General features: G+C 68.2%; 21 protein-coding genes and 1 pseudogene. 12 read left to right on the top strand and 10 right to left on the bottom strand.

The window, feature by feature from the left end; genetic code table 11:
• Positions 1-449 precede the first annotated feature (449 nt).
• Positions 450-1,697: a branched-chain amino acid ABC transporter substrate-binding protein gene (locus VSO01S_RS14420; RefSeq protein ID WP_068643509.1), complete on the top strand. Its 1,248-nt coding sequence runs from the start codon at positions 450-452 to the stop codon at positions 1,695-1,697.
• A 111-nt stretch (positions 1,698-1,808) separates the two neighbouring features.
• Positions 1,809-2,588: an SDR family oxidoreductase gene (locus tag VSO01S_RS14415; protein WP_068643508.1), complete on the top strand. Its 780-nt coding sequence runs from the start codon at positions 1,809-1,811 to the stop codon at positions 2,586-2,588.
• A 186-nt stretch (positions 2,589-2,774) separates the two neighbouring features.
• Here VSO01S_RS14415 and VSO01S_RS14410 read toward each other — a convergent pair whose 3' ends face one another.
• Positions 2,775-4,733 carry a helix-turn-helix domain-containing protein gene (locus tag VSO01S_RS14410; protein WP_068643507.1) on the bottom strand — a complete coding sequence of 653 codons (1,959 nt, stop codon included), beginning with the start codon at positions 4,731-4,733 and terminating at the stop codon, positions 2,775-2,777.
• A gap of 221 nt (positions 4,734-4,954) precedes the next feature.
• Here VSO01S_RS14410 and VSO01S_RS14405 point away from each other — a divergent pair, with 221 nt between their 5' ends.
• The 7 genes from VSO01S_RS14405 to VSO01S_RS14375 are packed head-to-tail and all read left to right on the top strand — an operon-like array spanning position 4,955 to position 11,369.
• On the top strand, positions 4,955-5,746 hold the full coding sequence (locus VSO01S_RS14405; protein WP_068643506.1) for an SDR family oxidoreductase: 792 nt from the start codon (positions 4,955-4,957) through the stop codon (positions 5,744-5,746).
• Positions 5,747-5,749: 3 nt separating this feature from the next.
• The gene (locus VSO01S_RS14400; protein WP_068643505.1) at positions 5,750-6,691 is read left to right on the top strand and encodes a branched-chain amino acid ABC transporter permease; all 942 of its coding nucleotides are present in this window, start codon (positions 5,750-5,752) and stop codon (positions 6,689-6,691) included.
• An 8-nt stretch (positions 6,692-6,699) separates the two neighbouring features.
• A complete protein-coding gene (locus VSO01S_RS14395; RefSeq protein ID WP_084241876.1) occupies positions 6,700-7,980 on the top strand; it encodes a branched-chain amino acid ABC transporter permease in 1,281 nt (426 codons plus the stop codon).
• Positions 7,977-8,735, top strand: coding sequence for an ABC transporter ATP-binding protein (locus tag VSO01S_RS14390; protein ID WP_068643504.1), 759 nt, complete (start codon positions 7,977-7,979; stop codon positions 8,733-8,735). Before VSO01S_RS14395 ends, VSO01S_RS14390 begins: the two co-directional genes overlap by 4 nt.
• Positions 8,732-9,460: an ABC transporter ATP-binding protein gene (locus VSO01S_RS14385; RefSeq protein ID WP_068643503.1), complete on the top strand. Its 729-nt coding sequence runs from the start codon at positions 8,732-8,734 to the stop codon at positions 9,458-9,460. Before VSO01S_RS14390 ends, VSO01S_RS14385 begins: the two co-directional genes overlap by 4 nt.
• A gap of 17 nt (positions 9,461-9,477) precedes the next feature.
• On the top strand, positions 9,478-10,419 hold the full coding sequence (kce, locus tag VSO01S_RS14380) for a 3,5-dioxohexanoate:acetyl-CoA acetone transferase (RefSeq protein WP_068643502.1): 942 nt from the start codon (positions 9,478-9,480) through the stop codon (positions 10,417-10,419).
• A gap of 20 nt (positions 10,420-10,439) precedes the next feature.
• On the top strand, positions 10,440-11,369 hold the full coding sequence (locus VSO01S_RS14375) for an SDR family NAD(P)-dependent oxidoreductase (protein ID WP_068643501.1): 930 nt from the start codon (positions 10,440-10,442) through the stop codon (positions 11,367-11,369).
• Here the strand turns inward: VSO01S_RS14375 and VSO01S_RS14370 are convergent.
• Both VSO01S_RS14370 and VSO01S_RS14365 read right to left on the bottom strand, forming a co-directional pair.
• Entirely contained in the window at positions 11,356-12,192 is an 837-nt protein-coding gene (locus VSO01S_RS14370; RefSeq protein ID WP_068643500.1) for an alpha/beta fold hydrolase, read from the bottom strand. The genes VSO01S_RS14375 and VSO01S_RS14370 overlap by 14 nt on opposite strands.
• 43 nt (positions 12,193-12,235) lie before the next feature.
• Complete coding sequence (locus VSO01S_RS14365; RefSeq protein WP_068643511.1) at positions 12,236-13,240, bottom strand: LysR family transcriptional regulator; 1,005 nt, start codon at positions 13,238-13,240, stop codon at positions 12,236-12,238.
• 258 nt (positions 13,241-13,498) lie between these two features.
• On the opposite strand from VSO01S_RS14365, the gene VSO01S_RS14360 reads away from it, so the two are divergent.
• Positions 13,499-13,729 (top strand): DNA-directed RNA polymerase subunit alpha C-terminal domain-containing protein, encoded by a 231-nt coding sequence (locus tag VSO01S_RS14360; RefSeq protein ID WP_068643499.1) that lies wholly within the window; start codon positions 13,499-13,501, stop codon positions 13,727-13,729.
• A 22-nt stretch (positions 13,730-13,751) separates the two neighbouring features.
• On the opposite strand, the gene VSO01S_RS14355 is transcribed toward VSO01S_RS14360, so the two are convergent.
• The gene (locus VSO01S_RS14355) at positions 13,752-14,171 is read right to left on the bottom strand and encodes a MarR family winged helix-turn-helix transcriptional regulator (protein ID WP_068643498.1); all 420 of its coding nucleotides are present in this window, start codon (positions 14,169-14,171) and stop codon (positions 13,752-13,754) included.
• Between the two features lie 224 nt (positions 14,172-14,395).
• Between VSO01S_RS14355 and VSO01S_RS14350 the strand changes: the two genes are divergently transcribed.
• Both VSO01S_RS14350 and VSO01S_RS14345 read left to right on the top strand, forming a co-directional pair.
• Positions 14,396-14,890, top strand: coding sequence for a tripartite tricarboxylate transporter TctB family protein (locus VSO01S_RS14350; RefSeq protein WP_068643497.1), 495 nt, complete (start codon positions 14,396-14,398; stop codon positions 14,888-14,890).
• 9 nt (positions 14,891-14,899) lie between these two features.
• The gene (locus VSO01S_RS14345; RefSeq protein WP_068643496.1) at positions 14,900-16,420 is read left to right on the top strand and encodes a tripartite tricarboxylate transporter permease; all 1,521 of its coding nucleotides are present in this window, start codon (positions 14,900-14,902) and stop codon (positions 16,418-16,420) included.
• A 12-nt stretch (positions 16,421-16,432) separates the two neighbouring features.
• Here the strand turns inward: VSO01S_RS14345 and VSO01S_RS28275 are convergent.
• The 6 genes and pseudogenes from VSO01S_RS28275 to VSO01S_RS14320 form a co-directional block, all read right to left on the bottom strand.
• A pseudogene (locus VSO01S_RS28275) lies at positions 16,433-16,612 on the bottom strand (transcriptional regulator); the annotation flags it as partial.
• 196 nt (positions 16,613-16,808) lie between these two features.
• On the bottom strand, positions 16,809-17,834 hold the full coding sequence (locus VSO01S_RS14340; protein WP_068643495.1) for an isopenicillin N synthase family dioxygenase: 1,026 nt from the start codon (positions 17,832-17,834) through the stop codon (positions 16,809-16,811).
• A 13-nt stretch (positions 17,835-17,847) separates the two neighbouring features.
• Positions 17,848-18,594, bottom strand: a complete 747-nt coding sequence (locus VSO01S_RS14335; protein ID WP_068643494.1) for an amino acid ABC transporter ATP-binding protein — start codon at positions 18,592-18,594, stop codon at positions 17,848-17,850.
• Positions 18,591-19,316, bottom strand: a complete 726-nt coding sequence (locus VSO01S_RS14330) for an amino acid ABC transporter permease (protein ID WP_068643493.1) — start codon at positions 19,314-19,316, stop codon at positions 18,591-18,593. Before VSO01S_RS14330 ends, VSO01S_RS14335 begins: the two co-directional genes overlap by 4 nt.
• 18 nt (positions 19,317-19,334) lie before the next feature.
• Positions 19,335-20,030, bottom strand: a complete 696-nt coding sequence (locus VSO01S_RS14325; protein WP_068643492.1) for an amino acid ABC transporter permease — start codon at positions 20,028-20,030, stop codon at positions 19,335-19,337.
• Positions 20,031-20,094: 64 nt separating this feature from the next.
• Entirely contained in the window at positions 20,095-20,922 is an 828-nt protein-coding gene (locus VSO01S_RS14320) for an ABC transporter substrate-binding protein (protein WP_068643491.1), read from the bottom strand.
• Positions 20,923-21,058 lie beyond the last annotated feature (136 nt).

Here is a 21,058-nt window from a genome sequence, read left to right as displayed (position 1 = left end):
CCGCCGGTGCCGTTGCTTCCGCCGCCGCCGCCGCAGGCCGCCAGCGCGAGCGCGCTCACGCAGCCGAGCAGGATCAGTTGGTGTTGCTTCACGAGAGTCTCCAATGCTTCTTGGGTGGGGCGCCGTGGTCGACGACCACACCCAGCGCCTTGGCGGCCGATGTTGGAGCGCTGCATGCGCGGCCGAAAGGTCGTGCGCGGAACGCGAGGAGTCATTTGCGGACAGCGCGGGAAAGCCCCAGGTCGGGTTTCCCAGGGGCCTGCGCAAGCGCTGGCCCGGCCAGCGAGCCGATGACATCGAAGCACCGGCAAATGTGTGTGTGCGGCACATAGGTCCGATGGCGTGCTTTGCAGAGACTTTCGCAGCACAAGACACCCGCCGCGTGGCGCGCCGAGGCGCCTGCTGCGTGCGGCCACCGTTCCAACACCACTGAAGAAGGAGACAAGTCCATGACCGTTGTTCGCCACCTTGCCCGCGCCGCGCTGCCGGCCTCGCTGCTGCTGCTGATGGCCGCGGCCCATGCCGCCCCCGTGAAGATCGGCATGGTCGAGACGCTGTCCGGCCCGCAGGCCTCGTCGGGCCAGGCCTACCGCGCCGGCGTGCGCTATGCCATCGACAAGTTCAATGCCGCGGGCGGCTGGAACGGCGAGCCGGTGCAGCTGGTCGAGTACGACAACCAGGGCGGGCCGGCCGGCGCGTCCGAGAAGCTGAAGGCGGCGATTGCCGACGGCGTGCAGATCATCGTGCAGGGTTCGTCATCGGCCATCGGCGGGCAGATCACGGAGGACGTGCGCAAGCACAACCTGCGCAACCCGGGCAAGGAGGTCGTCTACATCAACGTCGGCGCCGAGGCGCTGGAGCTCACCGGCGAGAAGTGCAACTTCTATCACTTCCGCTTCGCCGGCAATGCGCAGATCCGCGCCAAGGCCCTGGTGCAGGCAATGAAGGCATCCAACGCGCTGGGCACCAAGGTCTACGCCATCAACCAGAACTACTCCTGGGGCCAGGACATGGAGCAGGCCATTGTCGACAACGCGGGCGCCGGCGGCTACCAGGTGGTGGACAAGACGCTGCACGACGTCAACAAGATCCAGGACTTCGCGCCCTACGTGTCCAAGATCAGCGCCTCGGGCGCCGAGACGGTGATGACGGGCAACTGGTCCAACGACCTGCTGCTGATGATGAAGGCGGCCAAGGCCAGCGGCCTGAAGGCGCGCTTCGGCACCGTCTACCTCGACCAGCCCGGCAACGTGAGCAACGCGGGCGAACTGGCCATCGGCAACTACGTGGCGCATGCCTTCAATGCCGAGGCGGCCGGCGCCGCCGGCGAGCGCTTCGTGGCCGACTACACCGCCAAGATCGGGCATGCGCCGGTGTTCGTCGAGCCGCAGACGGTGTTCGGCCTCGAGATGGTGACCGATGCGCTCAAGCGCACCAAGCCGGTCAACGGCGCGCTCGATGTGAATGCCTTTGCCAAGGCGCTGGAAACCGGCAGGCTCAAGACGCCGATGGGCGAGATGAGCATGCGCGCGGCCGATCACCAGGTGCAGATGCCGCTGGTGGTGTCGGTGGTGTCCAAGGACGCGAAGTACAAGGCCGACGGCACCGACATGGGCTTCAAGCCGGTGAAGGTGTTCAGCGCGGAGGCGGTCTCGGTGCCGGCGCAGGCCAGCTGCAAGATGCAGCGCCCGGGCTGACGCCCTGCATCGGGAAAGGACCGGATCGCCGGGGTGGCCGCTTCGCCCCTACGATCCGGGCATGCAACCCCGCCGCATCCAGGCGGCAGCAGCAAAGCGGAGAAAAGATCCATGGCTACTTCATCCCTCGCAGGCCAGCTGGCCTGGGTCACCGGCGGCGGCAGCGGCATCGGCCTGGCCGGTGCCATCGAACTGGCGCGCGCAGGCTGCCGCGTCGTCATCTCGGGCCGCGACCCGGCCAAGCTGGAGGCCGCGCTGGCGACGGCGCGCGGCGCCGGCGTCGATGAGGCCGCCATCAGCGCGATGCCCCTGGATGTTGGCGACAAGGCCAGCGTGCAACGCGTGGCCGAGGGCATCCAGGCGGCGCACGGGCCGGTCGGCATCCTGGTCAACAGCGCGGGCATCAACTTTCCCAAGCGCTACTGGGGCGACACCGACGGCGAGACCTTCGACAAGGTGGTGGCCGTCAACCTCAGCGGCGCCACCTACTGCACGCTGGCGGTCCTCCACGGCATGCGCTCGCTCGGCCACGGCACTGTGATCAACGTGGCCTCGTTCGTGGGCTGGCACCTCACGCACCTGACCGGCCCGGCGTACACCGCCACCAAGGCCGGCATGATCGCGCTCAGCCATTCGTTCAACATCGAGGAAGGCATTCACGGCCTGCGCGCCACCGCGCTGTGCCCGGGCGAGGTGGCCACGCCCATCCTCAAGTCCCGCCCGGTGGCGCCGAGCGCCGAGGACATGGCGCGCATGCTGCAGGAAGAAGACCTGGGGCACACGATCCGCTTCATTGCCGAGCTGCCGCCGCATGTGTGCATCAACGAGCTGGTGATCTCGCCGGTGTTCAACCGGCTCTACCTCGGCGGCAAGGAGTTCCAGCGGGGCTAGTGTGCCGTCCCGCAAATAGCTACGCAGAAAAGCGCGCCTTTCAGGCCATGGCGGCGTTGCAAATCCTCGCGATACCACTGGGTATCGCTGCGGTTTGCGCCTTGCCATGACCTGAAACGCATCGCTTTTCTCTGCATAGCTATTTGCGGGACAGCACACTAGGACGCGCGCCCGCGCGCCGGCGTTTCACTGCGGCGCGATCAGGCTCCACAGGCGCAGCGCCATGTGGATCTCCAGCGCCCGCGCGGCGCTGCCCCAGTGGCCCAGCATGTCCTCGATGGTGGCGAGGCGCTGGCGCACGGTGTTCACATGGATGCCCAGGCGCTGCGCGGTGGTCTTGGCATTCTGGTTGCAGTCGAAATAGCACAGCAGCGTGGATGCCAGCTGCGCATTGCGCTTGCCGTCGTGCGCGATCACCGGGCCGATGGTCGCGTCGAGGAACTGCGAGAGGCTGGCCTGGTCGTGCGTCTCGAACAGCGCCGAATAGAGGGCCAGCTCGTTCTGCCCGAGCACCTGCCCCTGGATGCCCAGCCGCCCGAGCACGCCCAGCGCGCGCCGCAGCGTGGCATAGAGCGCCGGAATTTCGGCCGGCGACGCAGCCGGGCGGGACACCACGCCGCGGTGCATGGCTGACGCATTGCGCCGCGCCCAGCTGGACACCTCCTGGCGCAGGTCGAAGGCCCGCGGCGCGCCGCACAGGATGACCAGCACGCCGTCGATCTCGTCCACCAGCGCGCGCTCCGTCGACGCCATGGCGCGAAAGTGGCGCGCCGCGTAGCCGGCGCCGGGCCCTTCCATCTCCACCAGCAGCAGGGCCAGCGGCTGCGACAGGTCGAGCCCCAGCCGCTCGGCGCGATTGACCAGCTCGGCTGGCGCATCCTGGCGCGGCGACACCAGGGTGCGCAGCAGGGCCGCGGCATTGCGGCTCTTGGCGGCTTCCATGCGCTCCTGCGAGAGCAGCACAATGCCGATCACGCTCGAGCTGCGCTCGAAGGTGCGCACCGCGACCTCCTCGAGCGCGCCGCGATGGAACAGCGCAATGGCACCCAGCACGTCGTCGCCGCCGAGCACCGGCATCACGCGGCAGCACTCGCCATCTTCCTCGTAGGCCTGCACGGACCGGCCCATCTGGCGGCTCAGGCGCAGGGCGTTCGCCAGCTCGGCGCTGCGTGCGCCATGCGGCTCGTAGCCTTGGGCGCCCCGGTCCGCATAGCCCGTGGCCGCGCCCTGGCTGATGACCTGCGCCGCCTCGTCCAGCACCAGCAGGCTGCCGCCGAGCAGCTGCGCGACCGACTGGCACAGCGTGGACAGCGAGGCGCCGCGTGCCAGCAGCGATGTCATCTGCTCGTGCGCATCCGCCGCGGCCTGGATGCCGCGCAGGTGCCGCTCCAGTTCGGCGCGCGTCGCGTCGGCCTTGGCCAGCGCCGCATGCACGGCCTCGAAATCACGCGCGTTCTTCAGCGCCACCGCGCCGAGGGTGGCCAGCGTGCACAGGATCGACAGGCTCTGCGTGGTGTGCACCCGGTGGTAGCGATCGGCCACGAAGAGCAGGCCGATGACCTCGCCCTCCCAGATCAGCGGCACGCCGACCAGGGCGGCGATGCCGTCCTCCCGGAAGATGTCGTCCAGCCCCGCGTCATGGGTGAAGCGGGTGTCGTGCAGGTAGTCCGCGGTGGTGAAGGGCAGGCAGGTGGACATGACCACGCCTGCCACACCGCGGCCGCGCAGCGTCACCATGTCGGACACGCGCGGCGAGATTGCGCCCTGCGCCACCAGCACCCGGAATTCGTCGCGCGCCGGATCGTGCACCGACAGCCACGCCAGGTCCGAGCCGAGCAGCTTGCGTGCGCGCGCCACGATGGCGCCCAGCAGGCTGGTGAGGTCGAGCCGGCTCGAAAGCTCCTGCGCCGATTCGATCACGGCCAGCATGCCGCTTTCGCGCTGCTGCAGGAGCTCGAGCCGGTTGCGCACGGCCATCGCCATGCGCACCGCCTCGACCAGGTTGGACTTGCCGGGCAGCCCGGCGGGCAAGGCCTCGACCTCGACCATGCATTGCGTGAACTCGTCCGTGGAGGTGCCCTGATGCAGCAGCCGGACGAGCTGCAGGGCGATCTGCTCGCCGGTCTCCTTGTCAGTGGTGCGCATCGTGTTGTCTCGATTCTTGTGTCGGCGGAACATGGCAAATCTCGTCTCCGTCGCTGCAACGAGGCTAACAGAGGGTGTCGCCGCGCGCATGAGGCGCGATGACATCCGAGCCGGGGAAAAAGTGTGCGCGCGGCACATAGGGCGGCGAGCGCCGGGCGCAGAGACTCTGCTGCAGACGACGCGGCGCCATGGGTGGCGACGCGCGATCGTGGAGGAACCTCATGCCCCTGTACGAATCCCTTCGACCCCTGCCGGAGCTGCGCGTGCTCGTGACCGCCGGCGCCAGCGGAATCGGCGCCTGCATTGCGCGCGCCTTCCACGAGGCCGGCTCGCGTGTGCACGTGTGCGACATCGATCGCGCCGCGCTGGACCGCCTGGTGACCGAAACGCCCGGCATCACCGGCAGCATGGCCGACGTCTCGGTGGCGGCCGACGTGGACCAGGTGTTCGACGATGTGCGCGGCTGCCTGGGCGGGCTGGACGTGCTGATCAACAATGCGGGCATCGCCGGACCGACCGGGGCCATCGAGAACCTCGACGCGGGCGGCTGGGAGCGCACCGTGTCGGTCAACCTCAACAGCCAGTTCTACTTTGCGCGGCGCGCGGTGCCGCTCTTGAAGGCATCCGCGGCCAACCCCACGCTGATCACGATGAGCTCGGTGGCCGGGCGCCTGGGCTATGCCTTTCGCACGCCCTACGCGTCGACCAAGTGGGCCATCGTGGGCCTGACCAAGTCGCTGGCCATGGAACTGGGCCCGCAGGGCGTGCGCGTCAACGCGATCCTTCCTGGCGTGGTGGAGGGCGAGCGCATGGACGGCGTCATCGCCTCGCGGGCGGCGGCGCTGGGCATCAGCGTCGAGCAGATGCGCGAGGACTACCTGCGCAAGATCTCGCTGCGGCGCATGGTCAGCGCGAGCGACGTGGCGGCGATGGCGCTCTTCCTTTGCTCGCCCGCGGCGCACAACCTCAGCGGTCAGGCCATCAGCGTCGACGGCAACCTCGAGTACCTCTGAACCATGGACTGGATCGTCTTTTCGCTCTTGAACGGCGTGATCCACGGGCTGCTGCTGTTCATGGTCTCGGCCGGGCTCACGCTCATCTTCGGGATGATGGGCGTGCTCAACTTCGCGCACGCCTCGTTCTACATGCTGGGCGCCTACTTCGCCTACACGCTGCAGGGCATCGTGGGCTTCGGGCCGGCGGTGGTGCTGGCCACCTTGCTGGCCGGCGCGGTGGGCGCGGTGGTGGAGCGCTGGTTCCTGCGGCGCGTGCACCGCTACGGCCACGCGCACGAGCTGCTGCTGACCTTCGGCCTGTCCTTCATCATTGCCGAGACGATCAAGCTGTTCTTCGGCAACTACCCGGTGGACTACCGCATTCCGCCCGCGCTCGACTTTGCGGCCTTCGCGGTCGGCAGCCAGCAGTACCCGATGTACCGGGTGCTCATGGGGGCGGTGGCGCTGGCGATGTTCGCCGCGATCTACCTGCTGCTGACGCGCACGCGGGTCGGCATCGTGGTGCGCTCGGCCATCTACAAGCCGCGCATGGTGGAGGCGCTGGGCCACAACGTGCAGCTGGTCTTCATGGGCGTGTTCGGCGTCGGCGCCGCGCTCGCGGGGCTGGCCGGCGCGATCGCCGGCGCCTTCTACACCACCAACCCCAACATGGCGCTCGAAGTGGGCGTGATGGTCTTCGTGGTGGTGGTGGTGGGCGGCCTGGGCTCGCTGGGGGGCGCGATGCTCGCGTCGGTGCTCATCGGCGTGCTGACCTCGCTGGCCGTGGGTGTCGACCGCAGCCTGGCCGACGCGCTGGCGCTGGTGGGGGCGGGCGACTGGGCGCGCAGCACGGGGGGCCTGCTCACGCTCAAGCTGTCGAGCCTGGCGGCCACGCTGCCGTTTGCGCTGATGCTGCTCGTGCTGCTGGTGCGTCCCTCGGGCCTCATGGGGGAGAAGGCGTGATGTCGACGATGCGCACACCCCTCCTGTTCTCCCTCGCGGCCATCGCCTTGCTGGGCGCACTGCCGGTGCTGCTGCCGGCCGGCCTGCTCAACGCCTCGATCCAGGCGCTGATCGCGGCGCTGTTCGCCTGCGCCTACAGCTTGCTGGCGGGGCGCGCCGGCATGCTGTCCTTCGGCCACGCCGCCTACTTCGGCGTGGGCGCCTTCGCCACGGTGCATGCGATGAACGCGCTCGGCGGCACCGGCCTGCTGCCCACGCCCCTGATGCCGCTGGTGGGCGCCGTCGGCGGGCTGGGCTTCGGCCTGGTCGCCGGCTGGTTCGCCACCCAGCGCAGCGGCACGGCCTTCGCGATGATCACGCTGGCCATTGCCGAGCTGCTGCATGCGCTGGCGCCGCAGCTCAAGGGCTGGTTCGGCGGTGAATCGGGCATTTCCACCATGCGCATGCCGGCCTGGGGAATGAGCTTCGGCTCGACCACGCAGGTGTACTACCTCACGCTGGCCTGGGTGTTGGTCTCGCTGGCGCTCCTGTACTTCCACACCCGCACGCCGCTCGGCCGGCTCACGCTGGCGCTGCGCGAGAACGAGCACCGGCTGCACTTCCTCGGCTACGACGTGCACGGACTGGGCGTGTCGGCCTTCGCGATCTCGGCCATGTTCTCCGGCATTGCCGGCGGGCTGCAGGTGATGGGCAACGAGTCGGCCAACTACGTCGTCTTCGATGCGGGCGTGTCGGCCACGGTGGTGCTCAACAGCTACATCGGCGGTGTCGGCAGCTTCCTGGGCCCGGCGCTGGGCGCCGCGCTGATGAGCTTCTTCGGCTATGCGGTGTCCGACACCACGCAGTCCTGGCTGCTCTACCAGGGCGTGCTGTTCGTGCTGGTGATGATGTTCATGCCCCAGGGATTGACCGGCCTGGTGGCCGCGACAGTCCGCCTGATCACCCGGCACGGATTCGTTGCGGTGCTGCCCCTGGCCCTGAGTGCCGTCTTTGCCGGGCTGCTGCTGGCGGGCGGGGCGGTCTTCGTGGTGGAGATGCTGCAGCGGCTGTTCTCGCAGGACTATCGCTCGCTGGCCCGCATGGGCGGCAGCGCGCCACCGGTGCTGCTCTTCGGCCGAGCCTGGTCCGCCGCGGCGCTTGGCACCTGGATCGTGCCGGCCGGCCTGCTGGCGGCCGGCGCGCTGATGACCGGCGTGGCCCAGCGCTGCCATCGCGCGCTGGCGCTGGCCGCTGCTTCGCGCGAGGCGCCGGCGCCTGCCGCAACCCTGGGTGAACGAGTCCTGCCATGAACGACGACGCCATTCTTTCCCTGCGCGGCCTGCGCAAGTCCTTCGGCGACACCGAGATCATCCGCGGCGTGGACCTGGCGCTTGGCGCCGGCGAGCGGCGCGCCCTGATCGGCCCCAACGGCGCCGGCAAGTCGACCCTGTTCCACCTGGTGTCGGGCAATCTCGCGCCGACCTCGGGCGAGGTGGTGTTCGACGGCCAGCGCATCACCGGCTGGACGCCGCAGCGCATCAACCGCCTCGGGCTCGCGCGTTCATTCCAAATCACCAACATCTTCCCCAAGCTCACGGTGTTCGAGAACATCCGGCTCGCGGTGATGCGCCACCACGAGCGCCAGTACACCTTCTGGCGCCCCATCGATCGCCTGTCCGGGCTGCGCGCGGCCACCGAGGCGCTGCTCGAGAAGGTGCGGCTGCAGGCCCAGGCCGGCACGCTCGCGGGCGAGATGTCTTACTCCGAACAGCGCTCGCTCGAGCTGGCGATGACGCTGGCCTCCGACCCCAAGGCCATCCTGCTGGACGAGCCCATGGCGGGCATGTCCACCGAGGAGACCCACTACACCATGGAACTGATCCGCGAAGTGACGGCGGGCCGCGCGCTGCTCATCGTCGAGCACGACATGGACGTGGTGTTCGCCCTGGCCGACCGCATCAGCGTGCTGGTCTATGGCGAGGTGATCGCCACCGGCACGCCGCAGGAGATCCGCAGCCACCAGGGCGTGCGCGAGGCCTACCTGGGCGAGGAGGCCGCGGCATGAGCGCGACGGCAACGCCTTCTTCTCTGCTGCATGTCGAGGACCTGCAGGCCCACTACGGCAAGAGCCACATCCTGCGCGGGGTCAGCTTCCGTGTCGCGCAGGGCGAGGTCGTCAGCCTGCTCGGGCGCAACGGCTCGGGCCGCTCGACGGCGCTCAAGGCCATCATGGGCCTGGTGCCGCCGAGCGCGGGCCGGGTCTCGCTGGGCGGACGCGAGCTGGCCGGTGCGAAGCCGCATGCCATCTGCCGCGCCGGCCTGGCCTACGTGCCGGAGGAGCGCGAGGTGTTCGCCAACCTCACGGTGGACGAGAACCTGCGCATGGGCGAGCAGCCGCCGGTGCAAGGTGCGCGGCGCTGGACCGTGCAGCAGATGTTCGACTACTTCCCGCGCCTGAAGGAGCGCCGCGGCACCAAGGCCGGCAGCCTCTCGGGCGGCGAGCAGCAGATGCTGACCATCTGCCGGTCGCTGCTCGGCAACCCGCTGGCCATCCTGATCGACGAGCCCACCGAGGGCCTGGCGCCCAGGATCGTCGCGCAGGTGGGCGAGTGCATCCAGGACATGCGGCGCCAGGGTGTGTCCGTGGTGCTGGTCGAGCAGAAGCTGGCGATCGCCCTCAAGGTGTCGTCGAGGGTGTGCGTGATGGGGCACGGCCGCATCGTGTTCGAGGGCACGCCCGCGCAATTGGAGGCCGACCGGGGCTTGCTGTCCCAGTGGCTGGCGGTTTGAACATCAGGAGAAAAGCAATGGCGCCAAGCCAGGACAAAGTGATCATCAGCTGCGCCGTCACCGGCTCGGTCCACACGCCCACCATGTCGCCCTACCTGGCGCTGACGCCGGACCAGATCGCCGAGCAGGCGATCGAGGCCGCGCAGGCGGGCGCGGCGATCTTGCATCTGCATGCGCGCGACCCGCGCGACGGCCGGCCGAGCGCCGACCCGCGCGTGTTCGACCAGTTCGTGCCGCGCATCAAGGCGGCCACCGATGCCGTGATCAACATCACCACCGGCGGCAGCACGCGCATGACGCTGGAAGAGCGCCTGGCCTATCCGCTGCAGGCCAAGCCCGAGATGTGCTCGCTCAACATGGGCTCGATGAACTTCTCGGTGCACCCGCTGGCGCGCAAGTACAGCCAGTGGCAGCACGACTGGGAGAAGCCTTACGTGGAAGGCATGGAGGACCTGATCTTCCGCAACACCTTCCGCGACATCAAGCACATCCTGCAGGTGCTGGGCAAGGAGTGCGGCACGCGCTTCGAGTTCGAGTGCTACGACGTGGGGCATCTCTACAGCCTCGCGCATTTCGTCGACGAGGGGCTGGTCGAGGGCCCGCTGTTCATCCAGGGCATCCTGGGCATCCTGGGCGGGCTGGGGTCGGATCCCGAGAACCTGGTCACCCTCAAGAGCACCGCCGACCGGCTGTTCGGCCGCGGCGGCTACCGCTTCTCGGTGCTCGGCGCGGGCCGGCACCAGATGCCGCTGCTGACCATGGGCGCGGTGCTCGGCGGCAGTGTGCGGGTCGGCCTGGAAGACAGCCTGTACCTCGGCAAGGGCCAGCTGGCGCGCAACTGCGCGGAGCAGGTCCGCAAGATTCGACGCATCCTGGAAGAGCTGTCGCTGGAAGTGGCGACGCCCGCCGAAGCCCGCGCCATGCTGGGCCTCAAGGGCCAGGACGCGGTGGCTTTCTAGAAACTGGAGATGAAGACGCGATGAACAAGAAACTGTTGCAGGGCCGCGTGGCCATTGTCACCGGAGCCGGCGGCGGCCTGGGCCGCACGCATGCGCTCGAGCTGGCGCGGCATGGAGCGCGCGTGGTGGTCAACGACCTGGCGCACGAGCGCAATGCCGCGGCGGCCAGCGCGGTGGTCGATGAAATCCGGCGCGCAGGAGGCGAGGCCATCGCTGTTGCAGGCGACGTCACGCGCCCCGGGGAGATGGAGGCCATGGCGGCGCATGCCGCAGAGACGTGGGGCCGCATCGACATCCTGGTGAACAACGCCGGCATCCTGCGCGACCGCACTTTCGCAAAGATGTCGCTCGACGACTTCCGCCTGGTGATGGATGTGCATGTGATGGGCGCCGTGCATTGCACCAAGGCGGTGTGGGCGCGGATGCAGGAGCAGCAGTACGGCCGCATCGTGATGACCACCTCGTCCTCCGGCCTGTACGGCAACTTCGGCCAGTCCAACTACGGCGCGGCCAAGATGGCGCTGGTGGGCCTGATGCAGACCCTGGCCCTGGAAGGCGAGCGGCGCAACATCCGCGTGAACTGCCTGGCGCCCAGCGCGGCGACCGCCATGACCGAGAGCATCCTGCCGCCCGAGGCGCTGGCGCGCCTGACGCCCGAGCAGGTGAGCCCGGGCCTGGTGGCGCTGGTGGGCGAGGATGCGCCGACGCGCATGATCCTGCTGGCGGGCGCCGGCAGCTTCGAGTGCGCGCACATCACGATGACCCAGGGCGTGCACCTGGCCGACCGCGCGCAGGCCGGCGAGGCGCTGTGCGGGCAGCTGGAGGCGGTCAGGTCGCGCGTCGGGGAGCGGGTGCCGGGCTCGGGCTGGGAGCAGTACGAGCTCGAAGTGGCCAAGGCGTCGGCAAGCCAGCATCCGATCCGCCCAATGGCGGCGGTCACCCGCGGATGAAGGCCAGCAGGTCGGCGTTGATGACGTCCGCGTTCACCGTGCACATGCCGTGCGAGAAGCCGGGGTAGATCTTGAGCTCGCTGTTCCTGATCAGCTTGGCCTGCAGCAGCGCACCCGTCTTGTAGGGAACGATCTGGTCGTCGTCGCCGGCCATGACGAGCGTGGGCACCTCGATGGCCTTCAGGTCCTCGGTCTGGTCCGTTTCCGAGAACGCCTTGATGCCTTCGTAGTGGGCCTTGGCGCTGCCCATCATGCCCTGGCGCCACCAGTTCTGGATGACGCCCTGCGAGACCTGGGCGCCCGGGCGATTGAAGCCGTAGAAGGGGCCCGATGGCACGTCGATGAAGAACTGGGCGCGATTGGCGGCCAGCGCGGCGCGAAAGCCGTCGAACACTTCGAGCGGCGTGCCGTCGGGGTTGCCCGCCGTCTTCACCATGATGGGCGGTACCGCGCTGATGAGCACCGCCTTGGCGACGCGCTTTTGCGGCTGCCCATGTTGGGCGACGTAGCGCGCGACCTGGCCGCCGCCGGTCGAATGGCCGATGTGGACCGAGTTCTTCAAATCCAGGTGCTCCACGACGGCGGACGCATCGGCCGCGTAGTGGTCCATGTCGTGCCCGTCGCTCACCTGCGCCGAACGGCCGTGGCCGCGGCGGTCGTGCGCCACGACCCGGAAGCCCTTGGCGAGGAAGAACAGCATCTGCGTATCCCAGTCGTCGGCACTCAGGGGCCAGCCGTGGTGGAACACGATGGGCTGCGCATCCTTGGGGCCCCAGTCCTTGTAGAAGATGTCGACTCCGTCCTTGGTCGTCACGTAGGTCATGGTTCCGGGTTCCTTGTGTTGGGGGAGGAAAAAAGGTGTGTGCTCAGCCGATGCCTTGCTCGCGCACTTTATCGGCTTCCCACACACCCGTGTCGATCATCTCGTGCATTTGCCGTGCCAGCGCGTCCATCACGACCTGGGTGGCGGCATCCACCGGCCGGCCCGCCTGCGTGGCCAGCGAGTAGGTGCGGTGCAGTTCGGGCCGCGCGACCCGCGCCACCACCCAGTCGGCGCGCGGCACCGGCTGGTCGTTCAGCGCGCAGGCCGGCGTGAAGGTGAAGCCGGCGCCGCACAGATAGAGGGAGCGGATCACGCGGGTCGAGTCCTGCTCGTGCGCGATGTTCAGGTGCAGGCCCTGCGCGGCGGCCGCGTCTTCCACCGCGCGGCGGATCGCGAAGCGGCGCGACTGCAGCACCAGCGGCTGGGCGACGGCATCGGCGAAGTCGATCACGGGGCGCTGCAGGGTCGGCGGGCCCTTCTTGCCGGGTTTCTTCTTCCCGGGCGCGCGCAGCAGCCGCTTCACGGAGCCGTCCGCATCATGGCCGCAGAAGTACATGGCCTCGCGCACCATGGGGCGGCAGTGCAGGCCGTCCACTTGCGGTGCATCGACCAGGATGCCGATGTCCGCGCGCCGGTCCAGCATGGCCTTCTTCACGCCCAGGCTCAGTTCGTCGAGCGCGAAGACGCGGATGCGCGGATGGGTCTTCTTCAGCCCGGCCAGCAGCGGGCCCATCAACAGCGAGGCCAGCAGAAAGGGCAGGGCCACCACCACCGAGCCTTCCGGCCCCTGCGGCAGGCGCTGGATGCGCTCGCGCACCGCATCGGCGTCGCTCAGCAGGCGCCGGGCGTCCTCGTACAGCTGCACGCCGGCCGGCGTGGGCGTGACGCCGGCATGCGAGCGGTCGAACAGCTGGGCGCCGAGTTCGGCCTCCAGCTTCTTGATCTGCGCGGTAAGGGCCGGCTGCGCGATGTAGAGGCTGCCGGCCGCGCGCGAGAGGCTGCCGGCTTCGAGGACGGTGATGAAGTAGCGGAGGGTGCGCAGGTCCACGGTCTTGTTCTTGCGTTGGGCGGTGGTCGAGGTGAGCACACTAGCAGCCAAGGCGCGCGGTCTGCCGATGCCTTTGCATGCCCCGGATAAACCCTGTATGACAAATGATCAAATGCCTGAATCTTGGTCGGTTAAATTGGGTGAAACATGGGCAGACCGGGCGTGCCCCGCCTGCGCGCCGCCAGGCTGCGTGCCCGGGCGCCTTCGGCATGAGACTTGCACCCGCACAGGCTCATGTCGTCTGCAAACGCGCCCTCGATGAACAACGCCCCGGAGCAGCACCCCGCCTTGCTGCTCGAAGCCGACATCGCCATTCTTGGCCTGTCGGTGCGCGCCACCAACGTCCTGAGGCGCAACCAGGTGAACACGGTGGGCGAGCTGACCCGCGTTTCTCCCCGCATGCTGTTCGGCATGACGCGCCTGGGCCGCAACATGGTCGTGCAGATCGCGTCCAGCGTCGAACGCCGGGGACTTCGCCTGGCTGACTAGCCGCGCGCCGGCACTCGATCAATCAAGACAGGTGCGTGCGCCGCGCGAAGGCCACCACGTCCGCCAGCTCCGCCACGTGCTGCGCAAACTCGCTGGCCAGGGCCTCCAGCTTTTTGCGCCCTGCCGGCAGCAGGTGAACCTCCACCTGCCGGCGGTCGATGACGCTGGGCCGGCGCTCCACCAGGCCGGCCTCTTCACAGCGCGAGACCAGCGCCACCACGCCATGCGGCTGCGCCTGCAGGCGCTCCGCGATCTCGCTGATCGAGGCCCAGTCGCGCCCCGGAAATCCCTGCGTGTGAAGCAGCACCTGGTACTGCAGCACGGTGATGCCCTCGCTGCGCGCCGCGTCCTCGCTGAAGCGCAGAAAGCTGCGCAGCCTGAACCGGAAATCCGACAAGGCCTCCAGGCGTTGCTTGTCGATGGGTGGGCTGGGGCTGGACATGTTCTGCAATGAGGAAGAGGCGCCAGCGAATGTATCAGCGGCCCAGGGGCGCCAAGGGTATTTACTCACAACATGATGCAATAAACCTCATAACATGAGGTATTCAAAAGCGGCTTGGAAGATTCGGGCCGCAACCACGCAGGACACCCCAGCGGGTCCTCGCGGCGGCCAGGCCTTTCACGCCACGGCCCGCGCATCCCATCACAGAGCGGTCACCACCAGCCATGCATTTCAGGATCAAGAGCAAGAGAAACTTCGCCGCGGGCCTCATGTTCGCCTGCGTCGGCGCGGCGTTTGCCATCGGCGCCACCAACTACAACGTCGGCAGTGCCGCGCGCATGGGGCCGGGCTATTTCCCGCTGATGGTGGGCACGCTGCTGGCGCTGCTGGGCCTGGGCGTGGCGGTGGCGTCGATCGGGGCCCGGCAAGGAGACGGCGACCCCATCGGCCAGATCGCCTGGAAGCCGCTGGGCTTCATCATCGGCGCCAACCTGCTGTTCGGCGTGCTGCTGGCCGGGCTGCACGGCATCGGCCTGCCTGCCATGGGCCTCATCGCGGCGATCTACGCACTGGTTGTCGTCGCCTGCATGGCCGGCAGCCACTTCAGCATGAAGTCGGCGCTGATCCTGGCCACCGTGCTGGCGGTCGGCAGCTACCTCACCTTCATCGTCGGATTGAGCCTGCAGTTCCAGGTGTGGCCGACCTTCATCACCGGCTGAGCACCACCCATGGAAGATCTCATCAACAACCTCTCGATCGGTTTTGCGACGGCCGTGAGCCTGCAGAACCTGCTCTATGCGTTCATCGGCTGCCTGCTGGGCACGCTGATCGGCGTGCTGCCCGGCATCGGACCCACGGCCACCATCGCCATGCTGCTGCCGGCCACCTACGCGCTGCCGCCGGTGGCGGCGCTGATCATGCTGGCGGGCATCTACTACGGCTCGCAATACGGCGGCTCCACCACCGCCATCCTGGTGAACCTGCCGGGCGAGTCGTCGTCGGTGGTGACCGTGATCGACGGCCACCAGATGGCCAAGCAGGGGCGGGGCGGGCCGGCGCTGGCGGCCGCCGGCCTGGGCTCGTTCTTCGCGGGCTGCGTGGGCACGCTCATCCTGGCCGCCTTCGCGCCGCCGCTCACCGAAATCGCCTTCAAGTTCGGCCCGGCCGAATATTTCTCGCTGATGATCCTGGGCCTGATCGGCGCGGTGGTGCTGGCGTCGGGCTCGCTCATCAAGGCCATCTGCATGATCCTGCTGGGACTGCTGCTCGGCCTGGTGGGCACCGACGTCAACTCGGGCGTGGCGCGCTTCACCTTCGACATCCCCGAACTCACCGACGGCCTGGGCTTCATCGCGGTGGCCATGGGTGTGTTCGGCTACGGCGAGATCATCGCCAACCTCGCGCGGCCGGAGGAAGAGCGCGAGGTGTTCACTGCCAAGGTGTCGGGCCTGTTCCCCACCAAGGAAGACTTCAAGCGCATGCTGCCTGCCGTGCTGCGCGGCACGGCGCTGGGCTCGTCGCTGGGCATCCTGCCCGGCGGCGGCGCGCTGCTGTCGGCCTTTGCGGCCTACACGCTGGAAAAGAAGATCCAGCTCAAGGCCGGCGAGGTGCCGTTCGGCCGCGGCAACATCCGCGGCGTGGCCGGCCCCGAGGCGGCCAACAATGCGGGCGCGCAGACCTCCTTCATTCCCATGCTGACGCTGGGCATTCCGCCCAACCCGGTGATGGCGCTGATGGTGGGCGCCATGACCATCCACAACATCCAGCCGGGCCCGCAGGTGATGACCAGCAACCCTGAGCTGTTCTGGGGCCTGATCGCCTCGATGTGGATCGGCAACCTGATGCTGGTCATCCTGAACCTGCCGCTGATCGGCCTGTGGATCAAGCTGCTGACCATTCCCTACCGCTGGCTGTTCCCGGCCATCGTGCTGTTCTGCGCCATCGGCGTGTACTCCACCAACAACAACGTGTTCGACATCTGGCTGGTGGCCATCTTCGGCATCGTCGGCTATTCCTTCATCAAGCTCGGGTGCGAGCCCGCGCCGCTGCTGCTGGGGCTGATCCTGGGGCCGATGATGGAAGAGAACCTGCGGCGTGCACTGCTGCTCTCGCGCGGCGACTGGAGCGTGTTCGGCACGCGGCCCATCTCGCTGGGCCTGCTGGTCGCGGCCGTGATGCTGCTGGTGATCGTGCTGGCGCCTTCGGTGCGCTCCAAGCGCGAGGAGGCGTTTGTCGAAGAAGCGGGATAGGGCCCGCTCGGTTCATGCAAGCGCTGTTTCGTCGTCCGTCTTGCGGATCAGCACGTCCGCAGAGATTCCAAGGCCGGTGGAAAGCCTGCGGATCATGTTCAGCGTCAGAGGCCGCTTGCGCGCAAGGACTTCATACACACGGTTCGTCGGCCCGATATATGGACCCATGTCGCCGACCGTGTGTCCGGCTTGGCCGACATCAGCACTTCAATTTCCGCAAGCGCGGCTTGGTGGCTGGCTTCGTCCTTGATTGGCTTGATGTCCATGATGAACTCCTCAAATGATCTGCGCGTCGATCTGGTCGTACTGCGCGTGAGTGCCGATGAATCGGATATAGACCGTCGCGAAGTCGTTTGGGACCAATGCCATCCTCCTCCCGTTTGACGGCCTACAACACCTCATCCCGCAACTGCGGAAACACCTTCGACACCTTGGCCAGCAGGTAGTCGCCGTAGCGCCCGTTGAAGGCGTGCACGTTGGCCCGGTCCCAGCGCTGCGCGCTGTCGTCGAGTGCGGCGGCCCCGGGCAGGCCCTCGATGCGCTGCACGCGGGCTTCGAAGTCCGGGTCGAAGAACAGCGGAAACGACAGCCGGTCGCGCCCCGAGGTATTGCGGATCACCCGGTGCGGCGTGGACTTGTAGAGCCCGCCCGTCATGCGGTCGAGCATGTCGCCGATATTGCAGACAAAGGTGCCGGGCACCGGTGGGGCTTCGATCCATCCGCCGGGCGTGTGCACGGCCAGGCCGCCCACGGTGTCCTGGTGCAGGATGGTGAGCAGGCCGTAGTCGGTGTGCTCGCCCACGCCCCACGGGGCATCCACGCCTTGGGGCACGTCCTGCGTGGGGTAGTTGAAGATGCGAAACAGGATGAGCGGATCGGCTGTGTAGCGGTCGCTGAAGTAGCTGGCCGGCAGGCCCAGGCTCAGGGCGATGCCTTCCATCAGCCGATGGCCGAGCTGCGTCACCTGCGCCATGTAGGCCAGGATGGTCTCGCGAAAATCTTCCAGGCCCGGCGCCTGCGGAAACAGGTTGGGGCCGTGCACCGGCATGCGCGCCGCCACGCGCGGATGCTCGGGCGGCAGCTCGGTGCCCAGGTACAGCCCTTCCTTCCAGTCGGGCCGGCCGGAGGTGAGTTCGCCGCCCAGCGGAAAGTAGCCGCGCCAGGCGCGGCCGCCCAGCGCCATGCGCCATTGCATCTTGGTGGGCTCGGGCAGGTCGAAGAAGCGGTGGCTCAGCGTTTCGAGCCGCGCGACCAGCTGCGCATCGACCCCATGGCCGCTGACGTAGAAAAAGCCATGCTCGCGGCAGGCGGCGCCGATGCGCTCGGCAACGGCGCCGCGCTCGGGCCTGCCGGCCACCAGCGGTGCGACGTCGATGATCGGAAGGGAAGGGGAAGCGGACGTGGAAGTGCTCATGTCGGCTGCAAGCTCAGGTCGTGGCATCCGCAAAGGGCGAGCGGATGTCGGCAAGAAACTGCCGCGTGCGCGGATGCTGCGGGCGGTTGAAGAAATCGGCCGGCGTCGCGCGCTCCAGCACGCGGCCCTGGTCCATGAAGAAGATGCGGTCGGCCACCTCGCGGGCAAAGCCCATCTCGTGGGTGACGCACACCATGGTCATGCCGTCTTCGGCCAGGTCGCGCATCACCAGCAGCACCTCGCCCACCATCTCCGGGTCGAGCGCGCTGGTGGGTTCGTCAAAGAGCATGAGCGGCGGCTGCATGGCCAGCGCGCGCGCAATGGCCACGCGCTGCTGCTGCCCGCCCGAGAGCTCTGACGGCCAGGCATGGGCCTTCTCGGCCAGGCCCACGCGCTCGAGCAAGGCCATGGCACGCTCCTCGGCCTGCGCGCGCGACAGGCCGCGCAGCTGGATGGGTGCCAGCGTGCAGTTGCCCAGCACGCTGAGGTGCGGAAAGAGGTTGAACTGCTGGAACACGAAGCCGATCTTCGAGCGGAACGCGTTCACGTCGGTGCCGGGCGCATGAATGTCCTGCCCGCCGATGAGGATGCGGCCCGACTGGATGGGCTCCAGGCGGTTGAGCGTGCGGATGAGCGTGGACTTGCCCGAGCCCGACGGCCCGCACACCACCACCACCTCGCCGGCCTGCACGGTTTCGCTCACGTCCACCAGCGCGTGGTAGGCGCCGTACCACTTGTTGACGCCCTGCATCTCGATCATGCCGATACCTCCCGATTGACCTTGCTTGCTGTTGTTGTTGAAACGGCGCGCCGCGCCAGCCGGCGCTCGAGCCAGTAGGCCGCGCGCGACAGGCCGAAGCACATCAGGAAGTAGGTCAGCCCCAGGATGCCGTAGACCTCGGCGGGGCGAGTGAAGACCTGCGTGTTGATCTGCGTGGTGATGAAGGACACCTCGGCCAGGCCGATGATGTAGCCCAGCGATGTCTCCTTGATGGTGGAGACGAACTGGTTCACCAGCGAAGGCAGCATGCTGCGCAGCGCCTGCGGCAGCAGCACCAGCCGCATGGTGCGCGCATAGCTCAGGCCCAGTGCGCGCGATGCCTCGGCCTGGCCGCGCGGCAGGCCCTGCACGCCGGCGCGCACGATCTCGGCCAGGTAGGCCGCGTCGAACACCACGAGCGCGATGAGCATGGTGCTGAACTGGTCCGTCTTCACGCCGGTCACGCTGGGCAGGAAGAAGTAGGCCCAGAACACCACCATGAGCAGCGGCACGCCGCGCACCGCGTACACCAGCGCAGTGACGGGCCAGCGCAGCCAGCGCCACGGGCTCAGCCGTGCCAGGCCGAAGGCGATACCAAGCGGCAGCGCCAGCACCAGCGCGCAGCTGGCCAGCAGCACGGTGAGCACCAGGCCGCCCAGCGGCCCGTTGGGGTACTGGCCGACCAGGAAGTACAGCCAGTAGGTCTGGATGATCTCAAGCATGCGCCGCTGCCCCCGTCGTCATGCCACGCGCACCGGAAAGCGGTGCTGGTACCAGGCGGCCAGGCCGGTGATGAAGAGCGACACGCTCAGGTAGGCCGCGCTCGCGAAGGCGAAGGATTCGAAGCTGCGAAAGCTCGCGCTTTCCACCTGGCCGGCCTGGTACATGAGCTCGGCCACGCCGATCACGGTGGCGATGGAGGTGTTCTTCCACAGGTTGAGCGTCTGCGAGATGAGCGGCGGCACCGTCACCCGCAGGGCCTGCGGCAGCACCACGCGCCGCATGGTCGCCAGGAAGCTGAAGCCCAGCGCCCGCCCGGCCTCGAACTGCACCGCCGGAATGGATCGGATGCCGCTGCGGATGTCCTCGGCCATGTAGGCGGCGCTGTAGAGCGCCAGCGCAATGACGGCGCTCACGGCCTCGATGTTGCCCGCATAGAGCCATTCCTTGAGCGCCACCGGCAGCAGCTCGGGCGCGCCGAAGTACCAGAACAGCATGTGCGCCAGAAGCGGAATGTTGCGGATGACTTCCACATAAGTGAAGCCGATGCGCTGCAGCCAGGGCAGGGGCGACAGGCGCAGCAGCGCCACCGCAATGGCAATGGGCAGCGCCAGCACGAACGCCGCGGCCAGCAGCTGCAGCGACAGCCACAGGCCGGCCACGAGCATGTCGTGGTAGCGCCCGGTGAGGAGCAGGGTGTAGTCGAACGGGGGCATGAGGGGCGACAGTATCACTGCCGCGCGCCGCCTTGCCCCCGGTGCGCCGGGGAATGCCGCGGCGTCAGTCGATCTTGTCGGTCTCGAGCTTGAAGTCGCGGCTCTGGAAGCCCGATGCCGTGCTGGGCCCGTACCACTTGAAGAAAATCTTTTCGGCTTCGCCGGATTTCTCCAGCTCGCGCAGCGTGTCGTCCACCACCGCCTTCAGGCGGGCCTCGCCCTTCTTGATGCCGATGGCCAGCGCCTCGGTGCTGAGGTTCTGCTTGAGCACCACGTACTGCGCCTTTTGCGGGCCCAGCTTGGCATAGCTGCGCAGGAGCGCCGCCTCGTCGTCCACATAGCCCACGCCCTTGCCCTGCTGCAGCGCCTGGAAGGCCTGCTGGCTGGTGTCGAAGGTGACCACCTCCACGCCCGGCACGGCCTTGCGTACGTTCGGCTCCTGCGTGCCGCCGCGAATGGTGAGCACCTTCTTGCCGGCCAGCTGCGGCAGCTCGGTGATGCCGCTGCTCTTCTTCACGATGGCCTTCTGGCCGGTGACGAAGGTGGTGAGCGAGAAATCGATCTGCGCCTCGCGCTCCTTGTTGTGCGTGAGGCCGGCGGCCACCAGGTCCACATGGCCCTGCTGCAATTCCGGAATGCGCGCGGCCACGGCGATCTGCTTGAGCACCGGCTTCACGCCGATCTTCTTGGCGATGGCGCTGGCCAGGTCGACTTCGTAGCCGACGATCTGGCGCGTCTTGGGGTCGACGAAGGTGGCGGGCTCGTCGGTGCCGAGCACGCCCACCACCAGTTCTCCGCGCTTCCTGATGTCGTCCAGCTGGTCGGCATGGGCGCTGAGCGCGGGAAGGAAGGCAGCGGCCGCGAGTGCGGCTGCGAGAAGGGTGCGGCGCATGGTGTGGTGTTCTCCTGAGTGGATGCGGCCTGCCACGATACCAAGCATCGGCCGCATGTCGAAATGGGCAATTCGCATATGCAAATGGCAACCGGGCAGCCGCGCATCCAGGCCGCCGGCGGGCCCGGGCGCAGGC

The sequence above is a fragment of the Variovorax soli NBRC 106424 genome (assembly GCF_001591385.1).
In the GTDB taxonomy this organism is placed as follows: domain Bacteria; phylum Pseudomonadota; class Gammaproteobacteria; order Burkholderiales; family Burkholderiaceae_C; genus Variovorax; species Variovorax soli.
Note: the sequence above shows the minus strand (reverse complement) of the source record. Positions and strands in the feature narration are given on the sequence as shown.

What these genes read in the sequence shown, in the direction of transcription:
- VSO01S_RS14420 (WP_068643509.1), top strand. Translation starts at nt 450, where the DNA reads ATGACCGTTGTTCGCCACCTTGCCCGCGCCGCGCTGCCGGCCTCGCTG.
- VSO01S_RS14415 (WP_068643508.1), top strand. Translation starts at nt 1,809, where the DNA reads ATGGCTACTTCATCCCTCGCAGGCCAGCTGGCCTGGGTCACCGGCGGC.
- VSO01S_RS14410 (WP_068643507.1), bottom strand. Translation starts at nt 4,733, where the DNA reads ATGCGCACCACTGACAAGGAGACCGGCGAGCAGATCGCCCTGCAGCTC.
- VSO01S_RS14405 (WP_068643506.1), top strand. Translation starts at nt 4,955, where the DNA reads ATGCCCCTGTACGAATCCCTTCGACCCCTGCCGGAGCTGCGCGTGCTC.
- VSO01S_RS14400 (WP_068643505.1), top strand. Translation starts at nt 5,750, where the DNA reads ATGGACTGGATCGTCTTTTCGCTCTTGAACGGCGTGATCCACGGGCTG.
- VSO01S_RS14395 (WP_084241876.1), top strand. Translation starts at nt 6,700, where the DNA reads ATGCGCACACCCCTCCTGTTCTCCCTCGCGGCCATCGCCTTGCTGGGC.
- VSO01S_RS14390 (WP_068643504.1), top strand. Translation starts at nt 7,977, where the DNA reads ATGAACGACGACGCCATTCTTTCCCTGCGCGGCCTGCGCAAGTCCTTC.
- VSO01S_RS14385 (WP_068643503.1), top strand. Translation starts at nt 8,732, where the DNA reads ATGAGCGCGACGGCAACGCCTTCTTCTCTGCTGCATGTCGAGGACCTG.
- kce (WP_068643502.1), top strand. Translation starts at nt 9,478, where the DNA reads ATGGCGCCAAGCCAGGACAAAGTGATCATCAGCTGCGCCGTCACCGGC.
- VSO01S_RS14375 (WP_068643501.1), top strand. Translation starts at nt 10,440, where the DNA reads ATGAACAAGAAACTGTTGCAGGGCCGCGTGGCCATTGTCACCGGAGCC.
- VSO01S_RS14370 (WP_068643500.1), bottom strand. Translation starts at nt 12,192, where the DNA reads ATGACCTACGTGACGACCAAGGACGGAGTCGACATCTTCTACAAGGAC.
- VSO01S_RS14360 (WP_068643499.1), top strand. Translation starts at nt 13,499, where the DNA reads ATGAACAACGCCCCGGAGCAGCACCCCGCCTTGCTGCTCGAAGCCGAC.
- VSO01S_RS14355 (WP_068643498.1), bottom strand. Translation starts at nt 14,171, where the DNA reads ATGTCCAGCCCCAGCCCACCCATCGACAAGCAACGCCTGGAGGCCTTG.
- VSO01S_RS14350 (WP_068643497.1), top strand. Translation starts at nt 14,396, where the DNA reads ATGCATTTCAGGATCAAGAGCAAGAGAAACTTCGCCGCGGGCCTCATG.
- VSO01S_RS14345 (WP_068643496.1), top strand. Translation starts at nt 14,900, where the DNA reads ATGGAAGATCTCATCAACAACCTCTCGATCGGTTTTGCGACGGCCGTG.
- VSO01S_RS14340 (WP_068643495.1), bottom strand. Translation starts at nt 17,834, where the DNA reads ATGAGCACTTCCACGTCCGCTTCCCCTTCCCTTCCGATCATCGACGTC.
- VSO01S_RS14335 (WP_068643494.1), bottom strand. Translation starts at nt 18,594, where the DNA reads ATGATCGAGATGCAGGGCGTCAACAAGTGGTACGGCGCCTACCACGCG.
- VSO01S_RS14330 (WP_068643493.1), bottom strand. Translation starts at nt 19,316, where the DNA reads ATGCTTGAGATCATCCAGACCTACTGGCTGTACTTCCTGGTCGGCCAG.
- VSO01S_RS14325 (WP_068643492.1), bottom strand. Translation starts at nt 20,030, where the DNA reads ATGCCCCCGTTCGACTACACCCTGCTCCTCACCGGGCGCTACCACGAC.
- VSO01S_RS14320 (WP_068643491.1), bottom strand. Translation starts at nt 20,922, where the DNA reads ATGCGCCGCACCCTTCTCGCAGCCGCACTCGCGGCCGCTGCCTTCCTT.